The sequence below is a fragment of the Streptomyces sp. NPDC001732 genome (genome assembly GCF_053596315.1).
This window is the reverse complement of sequence record NZ_JBSFFY010000005.1, coordinates 39,529-55,750: the sequence shown is the minus strand read 5'-3', so window position 1 is coordinate 55,750 and position 16,222 is coordinate 39,529. Positions and strand designations below refer to the sequence as shown.

At 68.9% G+C, this 16,222-nt stretch carries 14 protein-coding genes and 2 pseudogenes; 6 read left to right on the top strand and 10 right to left on the bottom strand.

From position 1 onward, the window contains the following. The 6 genes from ACWCXX_RS07975 to ACWCXX_RS07950 form a co-directional block, all read right to left on the bottom strand. On the bottom strand, positions 1-438 hold the full coding sequence (locus ACWCXX_RS07975; RefSeq protein ID WP_148841589.1) for a phage tail protein: 438 nt from the start codon (positions 436-438) through the stop codon (positions 1-3). 75 nt (positions 439-513) lie between these two features. Then, positions 514-2,343, bottom strand: a complete 1,830-nt coding sequence (locus ACWCXX_RS07970) for a hypothetical protein (protein WP_451125464.1) — start codon at positions 2,341-2,343, stop codon at positions 514-516. A 29-nt stretch (positions 2,344-2,372) separates the two neighbouring features. Further along, on the bottom strand, positions 2,373-2,516 hold the full coding sequence (locus ACWCXX_RS07965) for a DUF6760 family protein (RefSeq protein ID WP_093896703.1): 144 nt from the start codon (positions 2,514-2,516) through the stop codon (positions 2,373-2,375). After that, positions 2,513-2,974 carry a hypothetical protein gene (locus ACWCXX_RS07960; protein WP_451125462.1) on the bottom strand — a complete coding sequence of 154 codons (462 nt, stop codon included), beginning with the start codon at positions 2,972-2,974 and terminating at the stop codon, positions 2,513-2,515. Before ACWCXX_RS07960 ends, ACWCXX_RS07965 begins: the two co-directional genes overlap by 4 nt. After that, the gene (locus ACWCXX_RS07955; protein ID WP_148833117.1) at positions 2,974-3,417 is read right to left on the bottom strand and encodes a phage tail protein; all 444 of its coding nucleotides are present in this window, start codon (positions 3,415-3,417) and stop codon (positions 2,974-2,976) included. Before ACWCXX_RS07955 ends, ACWCXX_RS07960 begins: the two co-directional genes overlap by 1 nt. Positions 3,418-3,500: 83 nt before the next feature. Continuing rightward, positions 3,501-5,051, bottom strand: a complete 1,551-nt coding sequence (locus ACWCXX_RS07950; RefSeq protein ID WP_451125459.1) for a phage tail sheath family protein — start codon at positions 5,049-5,051, stop codon at positions 3,501-3,503. Positions 5,052-5,286: 235 nt separating this feature from the next. On the opposite strand from ACWCXX_RS07950, the gene ACWCXX_RS07945 reads away from it, so the two are divergent. The 6 genes and pseudogenes from ACWCXX_RS07945 to ACWCXX_RS07920 all read left to right on the top strand — a co-directional run bounded on the left by ACWCXX_RS07945 (position 5,287) and on the right by ACWCXX_RS07920 (position 11,421). Next, positions 5,287-8,763 carry a hypothetical protein gene (locus ACWCXX_RS07945; RefSeq protein ID WP_451125457.1) on the top strand — a complete coding sequence of 1,159 codons (3,477 nt, stop codon included), beginning with the start codon at positions 5,287-5,289 and terminating at the stop codon, positions 8,761-8,763. A gap of 18 nt (positions 8,764-8,781) precedes the next feature. Next, positions 8,782-9,477 (top strand): hypothetical protein, encoded by a 696-nt coding sequence (locus tag ACWCXX_RS07940; RefSeq protein WP_451125455.1) that lies wholly within the window; start codon positions 8,782-8,784, stop codon positions 9,475-9,477. 692 nt (positions 9,478-10,169) lie between these two features. Beyond that, a complete protein-coding gene (locus ACWCXX_RS07935; RefSeq protein WP_451125453.1) occupies positions 10,170-10,553 on the top strand; it encodes a type II toxin-antitoxin system RelE/ParE family toxin in 384 nt (127 codons plus the stop codon). Continuing rightward, a complete protein-coding gene (locus tag ACWCXX_RS07930) occupies positions 10,550-10,867 on the top strand; it encodes a helix-turn-helix domain-containing protein (protein ID WP_451125451.1) in 318 nt (105 codons plus the stop codon). Before ACWCXX_RS07935 ends, ACWCXX_RS07930 begins: the two co-directional genes overlap by 4 nt. A gap of 226 nt (positions 10,868-11,093) precedes the next feature. After that, positions 11,094-11,264 (top strand): annotated as a pseudogene (locus ACWCXX_RS07925) (XRE family transcriptional regulator); the annotation flags it as partial. Beyond that, a complete protein-coding gene (locus ACWCXX_RS07920; RefSeq protein WP_451125449.1) occupies positions 11,221-11,421 on the top strand; it encodes a DUF397 domain-containing protein in 201 nt (66 codons plus the stop codon). The pseudogene ACWCXX_RS07925 and the gene ACWCXX_RS07920, both read left to right, overlap by 44 nt. A gap of 15 nt (positions 11,422-11,436) precedes the next feature. On the opposite strand, the gene ACWCXX_RS07915 is transcribed toward ACWCXX_RS07920, so the two are convergent. From ACWCXX_RS07915 to ACWCXX_RS07900, 4 genes and pseudogenes are all read right to left on the bottom strand, one after another. Next, positions 11,437-12,459: a MarR family transcriptional regulator gene (locus ACWCXX_RS07915; protein WP_451125447.1), complete on the bottom strand. Its 1,023-nt coding sequence runs from the start codon at positions 12,457-12,459 to the stop codon at positions 11,437-11,439. Between the two features lie 335 nt (positions 12,460-12,794). Next, positions 12,795-13,103, bottom strand: a pseudogene (locus ACWCXX_RS07910) (cytochrome P450); the annotation flags it as partial. Further along, on the bottom strand, positions 13,100-13,885 hold the full coding sequence (locus ACWCXX_RS07905; protein WP_451125445.1) for an alpha/beta fold hydrolase: 786 nt from the start codon (positions 13,883-13,885) through the stop codon (positions 13,100-13,102). The gene ACWCXX_RS07905 and the pseudogene ACWCXX_RS07910, both read right to left, overlap by 4 nt. Before the next feature lie 118 nt (positions 13,886-14,003). Next, positions 14,004-16,118: an ATP-binding protein gene (locus ACWCXX_RS07900; protein ID WP_451125443.1), complete on the bottom strand. Its 2,115-nt coding sequence runs from the start codon at positions 16,116-16,118 to the stop codon at positions 14,004-14,006. Positions 16,119-16,222 lie beyond the last annotated feature (104 nt).

Sequence of the window (16,222 nt, the reverse complement as noted above, 5' to 3'; positions counted from 1 at the left end):
TCAGCCCTCCATCACATAGCCGTGATGGGCGATCTCGATCGTCTCCATCGCGACCTTGGGCGATTCGGGGGTGAAGGAGGGGCCGGTCCAGCGGACGGGCACGACCTCCAGCAGCCCCCACTGGGCCACCTTCCGCCCGTCCCCGGTCCGCGCCTCGATGTGCGCCGTCTTGCGGCTGAACCCGGTCGTCATGGTGGCGAACCAGCGGGCCACCTTCTCGGTCTCCTTGGTCAGCGGCCTGGAGAGCTTCACGTTCGAGTACTTCAGACGGGTCGGCAGCTGCCACAGATGCCCGTTGTTGCCGCCCTCCTCACGTGTTTCGAGCACCACTTCGCAGCCCAGCCCGTCGCACGTGTTGAACGACCCGAGCTCGATGTCGTCGATCGTGACGACGAAGCAGACGCTCACTGCGGGGTCGTCGTCCTGGGCGGTGGCCATGGTGCCTGCCTCTCGGTCTCGGTGCCGGGCGTCGGTCTCGGTGCCGGATGTCGGTCTCGGTGCCGGATGTTGATCTCAGTGCCGGGTGTTGATGAGGAATCCGGCCCGTTCGCGTTCCAGTCGCAGGTCCGCCTTGAAGAGCCTGCTGAGCGGCGGGTACAGGGCGCGCACCAGCTCGTCGGTGACCACGGGCGCGCCGCCCTCCCGGCCGCCCTGGCCGGGCGGTCCGCCGGAGGCCGGGGCTCCGGGTGCGCCGTGGTCGTCGGCGGTGGGCCCGGGGGCAGGTTCGGGTTCGGGGTCGGGTTCCCGGGGCGGGTCCGGGGGCGGCGGTTCCTCGGTCCCGGTCTCGCGCTGGACGACGGGGGACGAGTACGCCGGTGGCGGGGTCCCGAAGACGACGCTGCCGTCGGCCGCCCGCTGGGCCACCCCGGCGGCCACGGCGACCGAACCCGCCGAGGTGAAGGAGGACGGGGACGACGCGGGGCTTTTGGAACCGGTCAGCGAGCGAGGCACCGGTGGCCCCTCGCCCACCCCGCGCTGCAGGGCCGGAAGCGGCGGTCCGGGGGCGCCCGGCGTCTTTGCCCCGGGCGTGGCGGTGCGTTGCAGAGCCGTCGGCGGGGACGGGGCCACCGTCGCGGCCCGCAGCCCCTCCCCCGCGGACGTCCAGCGCACCGGAACGGCGTCCGGCACCGACGGCGGTACGGGCGGCGGTACGGGACCGGGTACCGGCCCGGCACCGGATGCCCCGGACACCGGCGCACCGTCCACGGCCGAACGCTGCACGGCGCCCACCCCGTTGCCCGGTTCCGAACGCAGCGCCAGGGGCCGGTCGGCGAGCAACGGTACGACCGGACCGGTGGCCGGGGGCGGCGCCAGGGGCTCCGGTACGAGGGGCAGCCGCTGCACCGCCGGAGCAGCCGAGGACGAGAACGGGGACGCGGGCGCGGGCATGGACATGGAGGCGGACGAGGACGCGGGCTCGGCCGGGGACGTCGGCTCCTGCGGGCCGGGGAGCAAGGGGTCGTCGCCGAGCAGCGGGGCGGTGGGCGCATCGGAACCGGGCCCGGGTACCGGTTCCGGGGTCGCAGGCGCCCCGGCAGCCTCAAGCACCCCACCACCCCCGTCGCCCTCGACGCCCCGCGCGAGCGGAACCGTCCCGGCCGACTCCCCCGCCGATTCCCCTGCCGTCCCTCCCGCCGGGCCGTCGGACGCGGCGCGGCGCTGCGCCGTGGGCGGCAGCGCGGACAGGGGCGCGCCGAGACCGGGCACCCGCCGGGGCCGGTCCCCGCCCAAAGGCGGCCCCGACCGCTGGACGGAAGGTCCCGACGGCGTTCCCGGACTCGGCTCCACAGCCGGGTTCGTGGCCGGGTCCGGGGCCGATTCCACGGCCGTGACGAGCGGCTGCTCACCCACCAGCCGGCGTACCGGAAGGTCCGCCACGGCCGGTCCCCCGGCCGACGTCATCGTGGGTGCCCCGGCCGTGGCGGCGCGCTGGACGGGTACGGGCAACGGCACGGGCCCGACCGCCCGTACCGGCAGCTTTGACGGACGTTCCGCGGACCGCTGGACGGACCGCGGCACCGGCGCGGGGTCCGCGGGTGCCGGGGCGGTGATTCCGTGCACCAGCCCGGTGGGCGCGTCCGGGCTCACCAGGTGCCCGAGCGGGGTGCCGAGTGCGGTGTCCTGCCGGGTGGAGAGCGATCCCTGAAAGCCGGAGGGGTCGATGACCAGGCCCTGGGCGCCCAGGGTCCGTTGCAGGGGCGGGAGTTCGGCCGGATCGACCCGCTCGCGCGGCACGGCGGGCAGAGCGGCCCCCGCGCTTCCGGCCCCCGCAGCCGCGTCCGTACCCGCACTGGTGCCCGTACCCGTACGTCCGCCGCCGCGCAGCCAGGACATCAGGCCCATGGATTCCTCCGCCCTCCCCGCGCCGTCCGCTACTGCCCGTTGAGGCGGGCGATCTGGGCGACGAACCTCAGTCGTTCCGGGTGCTCCAGGTCCAGCAGCTCATCGAGCGGCCAGTGAAAGTGGTAGGCGAGGTACGCGACCTCCTCGTAGAGCAGGTCGGCCGCGTACGTCACGATTCCCCCAGGCGGCCACCGGCGAGGTCCACCGCGAACTCCTCCTTGCACGACGGACAGCTGACGGCGGCGCGGGTGTGGCCCTCGGCGTTGATCCGCCGGTAGAAGTCCTGGAGGAAGGCCAGGTCGGAGGCGAACAGGTCCTCGATGATGCCGGGGTGGATGTCGTCGATCGTGCCGATCCGGGTCACGACCCTGGCGATGAGCACCACCGAGAGGTACGCGGAGTTCTCGCGCACCCGGTCGTCCCGCAGCGGCACGAGCTCGTCGCGCGCGGTCGCGAGCCGCATGACGCCGCTGCGGTGCACGACACCCGCCTCGTCCACGTAGCCCCGGGGCAACTCGAAGCCGAACTCGGTGCGGAGCGTGTCCCGTTGACCGATCCGTCCGTCCCCGCCGGACGGGTGGTGGTGCGTGTTCGGCCGTTCGGGAGCATCCGCCTGTGCCGTGCGTCGCATCAGTCGAGTTCCATGCTCTCGTAGGTGATGGCGAGCTTCTCCGTCAGGACCGAGGTGTCACCGGCCTTGAGGGTGCCGATCTCCAGGGACTTCGGCCAGGCGTTGATGAGCTTGTAGCGCTTGATGGCGATGCCCTCGTGGTCGTACACGATGACCGCGCCGTTGCGGCGGGCCGTGGTCATCCGGCCGAAGCGGGAGTCCTTGATCCACCGCTCGAAGCTGTTGTCCTCGGTCAGGCCCCGGGTCACGGTCACCTCACCGGCCTTCGGCCTGCCGGGGAGCTTCTTGATGGCGTAGCGGCCGTCGGCGGTGTTCTGCTTCAGCTCGATGACGTCCTGCTCCATCTTCAGACCACTGACCTCGGTGATCTGCTTGATGACGACGCTGTCGAATTCGAGGCCGAACGACGCCCCGACGGTGCTGTCGAGATCGGGAAGTGGCACAACAGGCTCCTTTACCGCTCTTGCCGCCTACAGGGATCTCCGGTGGTACGCGCAGTCCGGCCCAACCACCCGGCGCGGAGGGGTCATTCGTCGATGCCGCCAGTCCCCCCGGTCAGCTGGGAGAGGCGGAAGACGACGAACTCGGCCGGCCGGACCGGTGCCACCCCGATCTCGCAGATGACCTGGCCCGCGTCGATGCTCTCCGGCGGGTTGGTCTCGCGGTCGCACTTGACGTAGAACGCCTCTTCCGGGGTGAGCCCGAACAGTGCCCCCTTGCGCCATTCGTTGACCAGGAACGCCGAGACCGTGCGCCGGATGCGCGCCCACAGGGCGTCGTCGTTCGGTTCGAAGACGACCCACTGCGTACCGGCGAGGATGGACTCCTCCAGGTAGTTGAAGAGGCGCCGGACGTTCAGGTAGCGCCAGGCCGGGTCGGAGGCCAGCGTGCGCGCGCCCCAGATCCGGATGCCCCGCCCGGGGAAGGACCGGATGCAGTTCAGCCCGATCGGGTTGAGCATGTCGTGCTCGCCCTTGGTCAGCTGGGTCTGGAGGGCGACCGCCCCGCGCACGACCTCGTTGGCGGGTGCCTTGTGCACGCCGCGCGACTCGTCGTTGCGCGCCCAGACCCCGGCCACGTGGCCGCTCGGCGGGACGAGCCGGGCGCGCCCGGACGAAGGGTCCGCGACCCGGATCCAGGGGTAGTAGAGCGTGGCGTACTTGGAGTCGAAGTTGGCGTGGTCGGTGCGCCAGGCCCGGATCTGCTGCGGGCTGAGACCCGGCGGCGGGTCGAGGACGGCGACCCGGTCGCCCATCAGCTCGCAGTGGCTGATCAGCCCCTGCTGCACGGCGACGACCGCCTCCAGGTCCAGCAGCCCGCGTTCGTACGCGCTCATCAGGTCCGGCACGACGACCGTGGTGATCTCCTCGACCGCTTCCAGCCCGCCGAACCCGGTCCGGCGGTCGGGGTCGCCGACGTACAGCTCGGGGGTCAGCGCCCCGGTGCCGGGTGCCGCCGGAGCGGCGGGGGCCAGGGTCACGCTCTGCGGTTCGGGCCGGGCGGGGGCGGCGCCGCGGGCCGTTTCGCGGATCTCGATCAGCTCCGACCTGGCGTTGACCCGGGTGGCGACGTTCTCCTTGCTGCGCTTGGTCGTGACGCTCGGGTACTCCTCGGCGGCCTGCCCGTCCCGCTTCACGATCAGCCGGAAGACGTCGGACGGCGGGTCCTCCCCCTCCACCTCGGCCACCTCGACGCTGATCTCCCCGGTCACGCCGGGGCGGGGCTTCACCGCGTACGGCCCGAGCTGCGTCTCCGACCCGGCGGGCAGTCTCCCCGCGGCCCGGCCGCCCTCGTCGTCCACCACGTGCTCGGTGCCGTCGTCGATGCGCACCACGTAACAGACCCCGCCGCCGTTGGCGAAGAACCCGTACACGGCGGAGGCCAGATACGCGCCCTCCACGAAGTCGCCGAAGGTGCCGGCGAACTGGCTCCAGTTCGTGATCAGGGTCGGTTCGTCGAACGGGCCCTTCTGCGCGAAGCCGACGAAGGCGGTGACCGAGGTGCCCACCCCTTCGATCGGCCGGGACCCGGACTCGATCTCTTCGACGTAGACGCCCGGGGACAGGTACGACGGCATGTGAGTCTCTCCTTGGCCGGGGAACGCCCGCAATTCTTGCGACAGCCGCGATCACCGGGAACGGACACACGGCCGCCCACCCGTGCACCGGCCGCTGCCCGATCAGGCAACGCCCCCGCGCTGTACGTACCGGCAGGCGCTGCCCCCGACCGCGGTGCACATGCCCTGCGCACTCCGCGGGTGCCGCACACACCCTGGGGACGGCGACAAGGCGCAGGTGCGGCCGGGAGGGCGGATGAAGGCGGTTCCGGAGAAGGACCCCGCGCCGACCCGTGGCAGTACCGCTCCTCCGCGTACGGACGTTTCACATACAGCCGCTTCACTCACGGACGTTCCGCGTACGGAGACTCCACGGGCGGACGCTCCACGGGCGGACGTTTCGCGTACGACGGCCCCCGCACCGGAACGCCCCCTCGCCGACCGCCCCGTTCCGGATCCCCGCAGCCTGCAACGTCTTCAGCGCGCGGCGGGCAATGCGGCCGTCTCCCGCCTGGTCGCCCAGCGCTACACCGCCCCGGTCAAACCGTCCCCCGCCCAGGCCCCCGGCTTCCGCAAGGTGAAGGCGGATGTGGCGGGGAAGAAGGTCCGCCTGGCCGCGCACGCCCCCGCCGCCGCCGAGTCGAAGTCCGCGCAGGACGCGGCCGTCGCGCCCCCCGACGACAAGGAGGCCCAGGGCAAGGCGGCGAACGCGGAGAAGATGAACGCCGCCAAGCCCGGCGAGTTCGACAAGCAGGCGTTCATCGACGCGGTCAACAAGGCGATCGACGCCCAGGCCCCGAAGAACCTCGACCAGGCCGACAAGTTCTCCAAGTCCGGCAAGGCCGACCAGATCAAGTCCGAGGTCGACGGCAAGGTCAAGGACGGCAAGGAGTCCTCGGCCAAGGACATCGACACCGCCACCAAGGCCCCGCCGGACACGTCCGCGGCCAAGGACAAACAGGTCACCCCGATGACCCCGGACCAGCCGCCCGCCAACCCGGGTGCGCCCTCCGCCGCGGACGCGATCCCGGAGAAGCAGCCCACCGCGGTCACGGACTTCTCCCAGGGCCCGGCCGCGAACGACCGGGCCATGGCGGACGCGGAGGTCACCGAGGACCAGCTCGCCAAGGGCAACGAGCCCGAATTCGACCAGGCCCTGTCCGCGAAGAAGACCGCCGAGGCGGACTCCGCGAAGGCCCCCGCCAAGGGAAGGGCGGCCGAGGACCAGCAGCTGAACGCGGCGAAGGCGAACGCTGCCGCGTCCGGCGCGCAGGCCATGAACACCCTGACCGCCACCCGTGCTTCGGCGGGCAAGCAGGTCGACGGCGGCAAGGGCGAGACGAAGACGAAGGACGAGAAGAAACGCGCCGAGGTCACGGCGAAGCTCCAGAAGGTCTACGACGCCACGAAGAAGGACGTCGAGGCCACCCTGTCCGGCCTGGACACCAAGGTCGACACAGCGTTCACACAGGGCGAGAAGGCCGCACGGGACGCGTTCACCGCCGACCACAAGCGCCGGATGAAGAAGTACAAGGACAAGCGCTACTCGGGGATGTTCGGCGGCGCGAAGTGGGCCAAGGACAAGCTGATGGGCATGCCGGAGGAGGCCAACGACCTCTTCCAGGAGGCCCGCAAGCTCTACGTCGCGAAGATGCAGACCGTCACTTCCTCCGTCGCCGACCTCATCGGCACCGAACTCGGCAAGGCCAAGACCCGCATCGCCAAGGGCCGCACCGAACTCAAGGCCGAGGTCGACAAACTCCCCGCGGACCTCAAGCAGTTCGGCCAGGACGCGGCGAAGGACTTCGCGGGCAAGTTCGACGACCTGGAAACCACGGTCAACGAGAAGTCCGAACAGCTCGTCCAGGACCTCGCGCAGAAGTACACCGCCGCACTGAACAAGGTCGACGAGGAGATCAAGAAGCTCCAGGAGGCCAACAAGGGCCTGGTCGACAAGGCGAAGGACGCCATCGTCGGCGTCCTCAAGACGATCAACGAGCTCAAGAACCTCCTGCTGGGCATCCTCGCCAAGGCCGCCTCCGCGATCATGAAGATCATCAAGGACCCCATCGGGTTCCTCGGCAACCTCGTCCGCGCGGTCGGCGCCGGGCTCAACCTCTTCGTCACCAACATCGCCACCCACCTCAAGACCGGTCTCGTCTCCTGGCTCCTGGGCACGGCGGTCAAGGCCGGACTCGAACTCCCCCAGAAGTTCGACCTCAGGGGCATCATCCAGCTCATCGCCTCCCTCCTCGGCCTGACCTGGGACAACATCCGCGCCCGCATCACCCGCAAGGGCGTCCCCGACGAGGCCGTGGCCGCCGTCGAAACGTCCGTCCCCGTCGCGAAGAAACTCGCCACCGAGGGCCCCGCCGGAGCCGTCAAGGAAATCGAGGCCGAGGCCGGCGACCTCAAGGCCACCATCCTCGAAAAACTCACCAGCTACCTGATCCCCACCGTCATCATCGCCGGGATCACCTGGATCATCTCCCTCCTCAACCCCGCCTCCGCCTTCGTCCGCGCGGTCAAGGGAATCATCGACATCGTCACGTTCGTCGTGAACCAGGGCGCCCAGATCGTGGAGTTCGTCAACGCCGTCCTGGATTCGGTGATCGCCATCGCCAACGGCGGATCGGCAGGCGTCCCGAAGATGGTCGAAACCGCCCTCGCCGCCAGCGTCCCGCTACTGATCGGCTTCCTCGCCTCCCTCCTCGGCATCGGCAGCCTGGCCAACAAGGTCAAATCCGTCTTCCACGCGGTGTCCAAACCCGTCAACCGCGCCATCGACAAAATCGTCGACTTCATCACCAAGAAGGGCAAAGCCCTCTGGAACAAACTGAAGGGCAAGGGGAAAGACAAGAACAAGAACGGCAAGGGAGACGACAAGAAAAAGAAACCGGGACCCCCTGAGCCCGTCACCCAAGAATTCTCCATGGAGGGCGCCGGGCATCAAATAATCGTTGACACCAGAGGCGCCACTCCTACAGTAGACATGGCGAGCCGACGAGGAAAACTCGTCCGGAAAGCAAAGGCAGCAAAACAGAGGATACAATCCTCAGACAGCGCGCCGACAGACCAGATAGCCGCCATAGATCGCATCATCGAAAAAGCAGAAAAGCTGGACAACATAAGCGCGCAGGCCAAGCGACAGAACAAGGATGACGCACTGCACGAGTTTCCGGGATTCTCCTCAGCCTTGGTCGCATTGCGACAGGAACTGGAATCCTACGCAGCATCCTACAGAGAAAATGACCTCGTCCCCAGCCTCACCCATAGAGACAGAAAGAAGCTGGGCAAGGAAATCGCAGAAAGGTTGGAAATAATCGCACTGAGTGTATGGGAGCACCTCACCACAAACATGGGTGATGTGTACGAAGTTCTCAGCGACGCAGAGGCCGCCACACTGAAAGACCGTCAAACCATCAAGGATAAAATCTTCCTGACCTGGATGAATTTCGGGAAGGCCATGGAGAGGACTGTCAATTCACACATCCAGTTGGAGCCTGCACTAAACAAACACTTACGTCATGCCGGAGGGGCAGGGGTCCCAGACTGGTACGGAATTGGAGCCATCGAGGGATGCATATTCGACCTCACCACAGACCACCCGGAAACAGTGGCGAAGCACTTGGGACGCAAGTGGTGGAAGGCGGCGGGAAACAAGGCGCTCCTCATCCAGTCACCTCGAATGCCTCGCCCGATGATAAAATTCTTCTTCAGTAACTCCTCATAACTGACCGAAGGGGCTACCGTGCAGGAACTAAACGGCGTCAATTTCAATAATCTGATTGACCGCAACTCGGCACTGCACTTGAGTGACCTCCACGTCGAGGGGTGCACTTTTTATAATTGCGTTCTTTCAGCAGCTCGCCATCCTGACCTAAGAACTCGGATCAGCAACACCACTCTACTGAACTGCAAGGCGGACAACTGCAACGTATACAGCGTCGCACTCACGAATGTGCGGGTGGAGAACCTCAGCACCGGAGACGAACCGCTTTTTGTATGGGGAGCAAAGTTTTCCAACGTAACACTCGCCGGAAATTTCGACAGACTCGTAATTAACTCCAGAGTGAATCCTCCAGCGATCCCTATGGGCGATTCCGAGGAGTTCAGGAAGGCCAACGCATTTCATACGCCCAACGATTGGGCACTCGATCTATCGAATGCTTACGCACTGGAGCTGACCTTGCGAGGAATTCCGGCGAGCCGTGTGCGGATAGATCAACAGACTCAGGCAGTCGTGCGCCGAAGCATGGTGCCGAGCCATAACAAGTGGAGATCTGCGTGCGCTGGAACGTGGTGGGACCGGACCATTGACTCCATGATGAAGTCAAATCACGATGACGTCGTATTGGTAACTCCGCGCTTGAGGCCGGATTCAGACCTGTTTGTCCGCGCCATTGAAAAATTGCGCAGCCTGGGAATCGCCGACCCTGCGGAATGATTCACGTAGCAATTGACCATCTGTGAAGGCAGGGGAACCATCGCCGCTTCAATCCCAGTAGCGGAATCAACGTCGCGTCAGGGGATTCCATCGAGTCCAGCGTGCGGTCGAGCGCTGGACGCTCGCGACCTGCGGCAGCCTGGCATGCCCAGATCCTGAGCGATCTGTGTCAAGGCACGCGCCATGTCGGCCAGCGACCGGCCGCGTCGATTCCTCAGCCTCTTCAGCGCCGCCGCACCTGCGGTTGAGCTGTCCATCCCGCCATCGTGACGCAGACCGACGCTACACGGGGGACGAGCAGCCGAGGTTTCCCGTGATCTGCCGGGTAAGCACTGTTGGCGAACGCTCCAAGGTATGTGGCGAAGGGTGTCGCGTATTCGCCCCGCCGCCGGTGGCCTGTGGGCCGTGTCTCCGCAACCGCCACAGGGTACGCGGTCAACTCCACGTCAGAGGTTGTCCCCCCCCTCCCGACAGGCTTCCATGCTGGGGCCGTCTGCACGGACACTCGTATTCCCTGCACCGCGAGGCACGCGGCGGCTCTCTGTTCCGTTCGGATACGCGCAAGCCGGGCCGGGGCTTGACCCGCGTATCGACACCTCACTCTTTCAGGGCATGAACGCTGGTTCTGAGTCTCACCTCGCCCTCAGTATGCCAGCGTCCTAGTATGCGTACATACTGCTGGATGAGGTCCCATGCTGTGGCGTCTTGAGATGGTGGAAGAGGTCCGCGAATGGTTGCTCCGGCTCAGGAAAGACGATCGCGGCACGGCTCGCCTCGTGGGGCAGGCGATTCAGGCGCTTGTCGAGGAGGGGCCAGACCTGGGACGCCCGCTGGTGGACAGGATCAAAGGATCGTCGCTCCACCATCTCAAAGAGCTCCGGCCGGGTTCCACGGGCGGGAGCGAGATCCGGATTCTGTTCGTCTTCGATCCTGAGCGCTGTGCCGTACTTCTCGTCGCCGGGGACAAGTCGGGACAATGGGACCAGTGGTATCGCCGGTCGGTCCCTGTGGCCGAGGCACGGTACGACGAATGGTTGGCACACATCGCACAGCGGCAGAAAGGTACTTCGGAATGACTACTTTCCACTCCTGGGACGAAGTGAAGCACGAGGTCTTCGATGCCGAGGACCTCGAAGAGATCGAGATCGGTGCGAGGCGCATGGTCGCTGAGGCTCGAGCACACCGACTGGTCGAGATGCGCAAGGAGCTCGGGCTGACACAGAGCGATATGGCCGACCGTATGCACGTGCGTCAGGAGCGCGTGTCCGCCATCGAACGTGGGCGGACGACGGCCACGGAAGTGGGAACGATCGCGGCCTACATTGCGGCTCTGGGGGGACAGCTCGAACTCGTGGCCAACTTTAATGGTTCCCGCGTGGTGATTGCCTGAAGAAGCACAAGGCACACGACCTCGTCGCAGTCACCACATGGTTCCAGTGGATGTTCATGGACAGCGCTCCGCTGCTCGTCGTCCTGCACGGGCATCCGCGCCTCAAGAGTCGGTCACCCTCACTGGCAACGACTTCACCCCGTTGATGAAATTCGACACCAACCGGCTCGGTGGAGCCGCGAGTTGTAGCTGGTTCGGCGGCAGGGTGCGGCACGTCTCCTCGTACGGAAGTACCGTCGACGATCCGGGCCTCGTGAAGCAGTACCGCAGGTCGTGCGATTTCCTGAGGGCCGCCGCTTTGCCGCCAGAGACGTCCCTCACCATGATCGAGGAAGCGGCAGAGGACTACCGAAATGGTGTACAACCACTTCGACTTGAGCGCCGCCACCTGGCGTAAGAGCAGCCACAGCAACACCTCCGGCGGCGACTGCCTCGAAGTCGCGGACGGCCACCCCGGCATCGTCCCCGTCCGCGACTCCAAGCGCCCCGAGGGGCCGGTGCTCGTGGTGAACGCGTCCGCATGGACGCCGTTCGTGGAGTCCGTCAAGGCATAGCCCGGAGGACAGCAGTCAGGCCGCCGGGCCGGGATCGGGCCGGCGGCAGGGCCCGCACAGGCCGTCGCGGAACGCTTCCGGCCTTCCGGGAACGCCGCATTCGGTGCACTCGACCATCAGACGGCGTACGGGAGTTCCCGGCGCGGGCGGCACGGTGGCGGGCAGGCGGGGCGGCAGCTTGTCGCGCAGGCGGCGGCGGACCAGGCCGAAGGGCGAGCTGACGGAGGCGGGAAGCCCGGCGGTCAGGGCATGCGTCAGGTAGTCGGCGTCCACGTCCCGCGCGAACCACTCGGCGGCCAACTGCTCCAGCGCCGCACAGTCCGCCGCCGAAAGGGCCAGCCGGGCATCGGCACGGCCGAGACCGGCCAGAGCGAGAAAGGCGGCCGAGGGCCGCCGGTCCATGGCCGCTTCAGGCTCCGCCCCCGGCTGCGGCCCCAACTCCCGCCCTGCGGTGCGCTGCTGCGGTACTGCTGCCGGTACGGGCGGCTGCGCCAGTACCGGCGCGGGTGCGGGTGCTTCGGGGGTGGCGGGAACCCACGGCGGCGGGGGCACGGCGGCCCCCACAGCCCCTACGGCCTCCACGGCTTCCTGCGGCGCGGGGTGGTGCTCCTCGGCGGTGAGGAAGGCGTCCCACCACTCGTTGTCGTGGGCGACCCGGGACCAGAACGTACGGGTGACCCAACGGACCCGGCCGCCGCCCTCGCCGCTCTCGCCACCGCCGCTCAGGCACCGCACACGCCGCAGGTGACCGGCAGCCCCCAGCGCCCGCAGCGCACTGCTGACGGCCATCTGCCCGTACAGCGGCAGGTTCCTGGCCAGCGACTTGATGTCCATCACCGCACCGTCCGGCAGCGCGTCGACGTAACCCGCGATGTGCCGCTCACGTTCGGGCAGAAACGCGAAATCACCTTCGAGCGGCGGACGTTGCTCCGGAACGGAACGCTTTCCGTAACCGGGCCGGGCCTTCGGATGAAAGGCCGAATGGGGGAGCAGGGATGCGGGCGCGCGCAGGGCACGGCTAAGGTTCACAACAGCCACGGGATCGCTTTCTAAGGTGTTCGATCTTGGGGTCAGACCCCGGCCGGTGCGTCTAACACCGCGTCCGGGGTCGTTACGTTGGGCACCGTAAGCACCCGCAACTCCGCGCCGCAAGTCGGTCAAAATTAGTCATACTTGCTCGCCGTAACGGGTCTGGGAGGGCGGGAAGGTTTCCCCGACCCCCTTGTTTCCCCCATCGGTTGACCAACACCGCTCGAATCCCGACGCCCGAAGCCCGAAGCTCAAGCCCCGCCCCCAAGCCCCCTCCCATACCCACGAACGAGTGAACAAGCCCTCCCCGAGACTCGAAAGCCGAATCCCGACTCTCGAAGCTCGGGCTCAGAGCTGAGCATCATGCGGCGGATGAACGGCAGGTCGGCGGGGTCCGGGTCGCGGATCTGGGTGGCGCCCAGGTACGAGGAGTACGTCGCGGAGTCCTTCAGGACCCGGACCACATCCGCGTGCCGGGTGACCGCCCAGAAGCCGGGGCCCGCGGGCCAGCCGAGCACCTCCGGTTCCTCCTGCCACGCCACGGGGTGGTGGTCGCGCAGGAGGCGGTAACGGTCGTGGGGGATGCCCCGGCCGTACAACCGCGGGTCGAAGACGTCCGGCACGGGAACAGGGGCAGGCGCGGAACCGCTCACGCGCCCTCGCCCGCGTCCGCCCGCAGGAAGTCCTCCACCACGCGGATCAGGTCGAGCGGGGACTCGTCCATCGCGTAGTGGCCGCACGAGGGCAGCTCCACCAGTTCGGCCCGCGGGAACCAGCGCATCCAGGTGGCGCGCTGCAACTCGGCGGACAGCGCCGGGTCCAGCGCGCCCACGACGGCCAGCGCGGGCACGGGTGAGCCTTCGACCTGCTCGTGGAAGTCCTCACCCGCCCAGGAGTCCAGCCAGGCCCGGAACGCCTTGGCGTCGCTGCGTTCGAGCGAGCGGCGCACCATGCGGTCCAGCCAGCCCGCCGGGCGTCGGCCTCCGGTAGTGATGTCGAGGATGATCCGCCGATTCTGCGGGGCGTGCGCCGCCCCGGCGAACAGTTCCCACTGCTCGGGCGGGAAGGGAAGACCGGAGGCGGGGACGGGCGAGACCCCGACGATCCTGCGCACCCGGTCCGGTGCGGCGGCCAGGGCCCGCTGGACGACGGAGCCGCCCATCGAGTGGCCGATCAGCGAGAACCGTTCCCAGCCGAGCCGGTCGGCCAGCGCGATCACGTCCTCGGCCCCCTCGGCCGTCGTGTACGCGCCGCCCGCGTCCCTGGCCTCGCCGTATCCCCGCAGGTCCACCACCGCGTACTGGAACGAGGCGAGGTCGAGGTCCGGCACCACGGGGGCATACGCGGAACGGTCGGCGAGCCAGCCGTGCACCGCGATCACCTTGTGCGGTCCGTCGCCGTGCAGTTCGTGGGGCAGAACGAGCGTTGCGGTCACACCGGCTCCCGTCACCGTACGGAGAGGGCCGGGGCGGTTCGCCCGTCGGCCCCGACCACGGTCGCGCCAACTCCGGCTCGGCGCAAGGGCACACACCGGCCGGGCGGGGCCCCGCGCCTCACGTCAGCAGCTCCAGGTACGGCCCGAACTCCGAGGCCAGCGTCAGCCGGCCCAGTTTCTGGTACTCGCGCTGGACCGCGTGGATCAGGGTCGCCATCGTCACCGGCCCGTCCGTGTCCGCCGCCAGGTAGGCGGCCGTCACTGCGATCGAGCGGATGTTGCCGCCCGCCAGCTCGAAGTTCTCCGCGCAGAAGTCCAGGTCCAGGTCCCGCCCCCGGGGAAGCACCGGCCCCAGGCAGCGTTCCCACAGCAGGAGGCGCTGTTCGGGGTCCGGGACCGGGAAGTCGACGACCAGGTCCAGACGGCGGGTGAAGGCGTCGTCCAGGTTGGCCCGGAGGTTGGTGGCGAGGATGGCCAGGCCGTCGAAGGACTCCATGCGCTGGAGGAGGTACGCGCTCTCGACGTTCGCGTAGCGGTCATGGGCGTCCTTCACGTCCGAGCGTTTGCCGAAGATCGCGTCCGCCTCGTCGAAGAGGAGGACCCCGTTCACGCCCGCGGCCTCGGAGAAGATCCGTTCCAGGTTCTTCTCCGTCTCGCCCACGTACTTGTCGATCACCGTCGCCAGATCGACCGTGTAGAGGTCCAGGCCCAGGTCCGCTGCCATCACCTCGGCGGACATCGTCTTGCCGGTGCCGGAGTCGCCCGCGAAGAGCGCCGACACGCCCCGGCCCCTGCCGCCTCCGGGGCGCATGCCCCACTCCCCCAGGACCCGGTCGCGGTGGCGTGCGCGGGCGGTGAGTTCGCGGAGCTGGGCGTGGGTGTCCGGGGGGAGGACGAGGTCGTCCCAGGTGACGGAGGGTTCGATGCGGCGGGCCAGCCGGTCCAGGCCCGCCGCGTTCTGGGCGCGGGCGCCCTGGCGGACGTGGTCGGCGGTGAGGGTGCCGCCGTCCAGATGGGTGGTGCGGGCGGCGCCCCGGGCGGCGCGGGTGATCTGTTCCGGGGTGAGGAGGAACGGCGAGAGCAGCCGGTCCACGTCGATGGTTCCGGGGACGGGGGCGGCGTACGCGTCGGTCCAGAGGGCGGCTCTGGTCGCGGGTTCCACGCGGGGCGCGTGCAGCAGGAGGGGCGGGGCGGCGGACCAGGACGCGTCCCAGGGCGCCCGGCCCACCAGGATCGTGGGGACCGGGGTGCCGGTGAGGAGCCGCAGGAGCTCCGGGTGCTCGCGGCAGACCGCGTCGAGCGGGGCGCAGACCACCCCGGCGCCGGTCAGCCGGGCCTCGCGAACCAGGGAACGGACCGCCTCGGCGGGGGCCGGGTCCTCGGCCAGCCGCGCCAGGTCCAGGCCCAGGACCCGATGGCCCGCGAGGGTCAGCGCGGAGGCCGCGAGGGCCGTGCCCGCGCCGCCCTGGTCCTCGCGCAGATAGGCGGGCGAGGCGCCGTGGGCGAGGGCCGCCGCCAGCGGGGCCGGGTCGCCGACCCCCGGTACGGCGTGCCAGGGGGCGAGGAGACCGGTCAGGCGCGGGTCGGCGGTGTCGTCGCCCAGGAGGTGCGCGGTGACGCGGTCGGGGACGCGGAGCGCACGGCTCAGGAACGGGCGGTCCAGGTCCTCGACCAGGAGGAGGCGGCCCTCGCGGAGGGGTGCGAGGGCCGCCAGCCGGCCGCGTGCCTCCTGGTCGGCGGGGGACAGCCCGCACAGGCCCAGCGCCAGGCCGATGGACGGGCGGCGGCGGGTGACGTCGTCGTTCAGGTAACCGTAGAACGCCTCGAAACGGTCGTCGAGATCCGGTACGAGCGTGATGAGGAGGATCTCGACGTCGAGGGGGGTGAGGCCGAACTCGTCCGCCAGGGACGTCAGTCTGGACCGTTCCCCCGACGCCTCACCAAAGTCCGGCCCCACCGGCATTCCACCGGAGTCCGGCCCCACCGGCACCTCACCAAAGTCCGGTCCCGTCGGCACTTCACCGGAGTCCGGGACGGGGGACGGATAGGCGCGGGCCTCGTCCGCGTCCAGCAGGCGGGCGATGTTCTCGTCCGTGAGGTAGAGGCCGCGGAAGGCGTCGTCCGGGTCCGGATCGGTGAGCCGGCGGGCCTCGACCGCTCGTCGGATGCGCTGCTCCACCGCCACCGCGCGGGCGAGGAGGTGGCGCAGGTTCGGGTCGCCCGGGGTGGTCATTCCGCGCTGTCCTCCGTAGTGGTCGTTCCGCGCTGTGCCTCGTACGGGTCTTCCGCACTGTCCTCCGCACGGGCCGCACGGATCTCCGCACTGTCCTCCGCACG

Excerpts from the sequence above, each read along its gene's own strand:
- ACWCXX_RS07975 (WP_148841589.1), bottom strand. The coding sequence starts at position 438 with ATGGCCACCGCCCAGGACGACGACCCCGCAGTGAGCGTCTGCTTCGTC.
- ACWCXX_RS07970 (WP_451125464.1), bottom strand. The coding sequence starts at position 2,343 with ATGGGCCTGATGTCCTGGCTGCGCGGCGGCGGACGTACGGGTACGGGC.
- ACWCXX_RS07960 (WP_451125462.1), bottom strand. The coding sequence starts at position 2,974 with ATGCGACGCACGGCACAGGCGGATGCTCCCGAACGGCCGAACACGCAC.
- ACWCXX_RS07950 (WP_451125459.1), bottom strand. The coding sequence starts at position 5,051 with ATGCCGTCGTACCTGTCCCCGGGCGTCTACGTCGAAGAGATCGAGTCC.
- ACWCXX_RS07945 (WP_451125457.1), top strand. The coding sequence starts at position 5,287 with ATGAAGGCGGTTCCGGAGAAGGACCCCGCGCCGACCCGTGGCAGTACC.
- ACWCXX_RS07935 (WP_451125453.1), top strand. The coding sequence starts at position 10,170 with ATGCTGTGGCGTCTTGAGATGGTGGAAGAGGTCCGCGAATGGTTGCTC.
- ACWCXX_RS07930 (WP_451125451.1), top strand. The coding sequence starts at position 10,550 with ATGACTACTTTCCACTCCTGGGACGAAGTGAAGCACGAGGTCTTCGAT.
- ACWCXX_RS07920 (WP_451125449.1), top strand. The coding sequence starts at position 11,221 with ATGGTGTACAACCACTTCGACTTGAGCGCCGCCACCTGGCGTAAGAGC.
- ACWCXX_RS07900 (WP_451125443.1), bottom strand. The coding sequence starts at position 16,118 with ATGACCACCCCGGGCGACCCGAACCTGCGCCACCTCCTCGCCCGCGCG.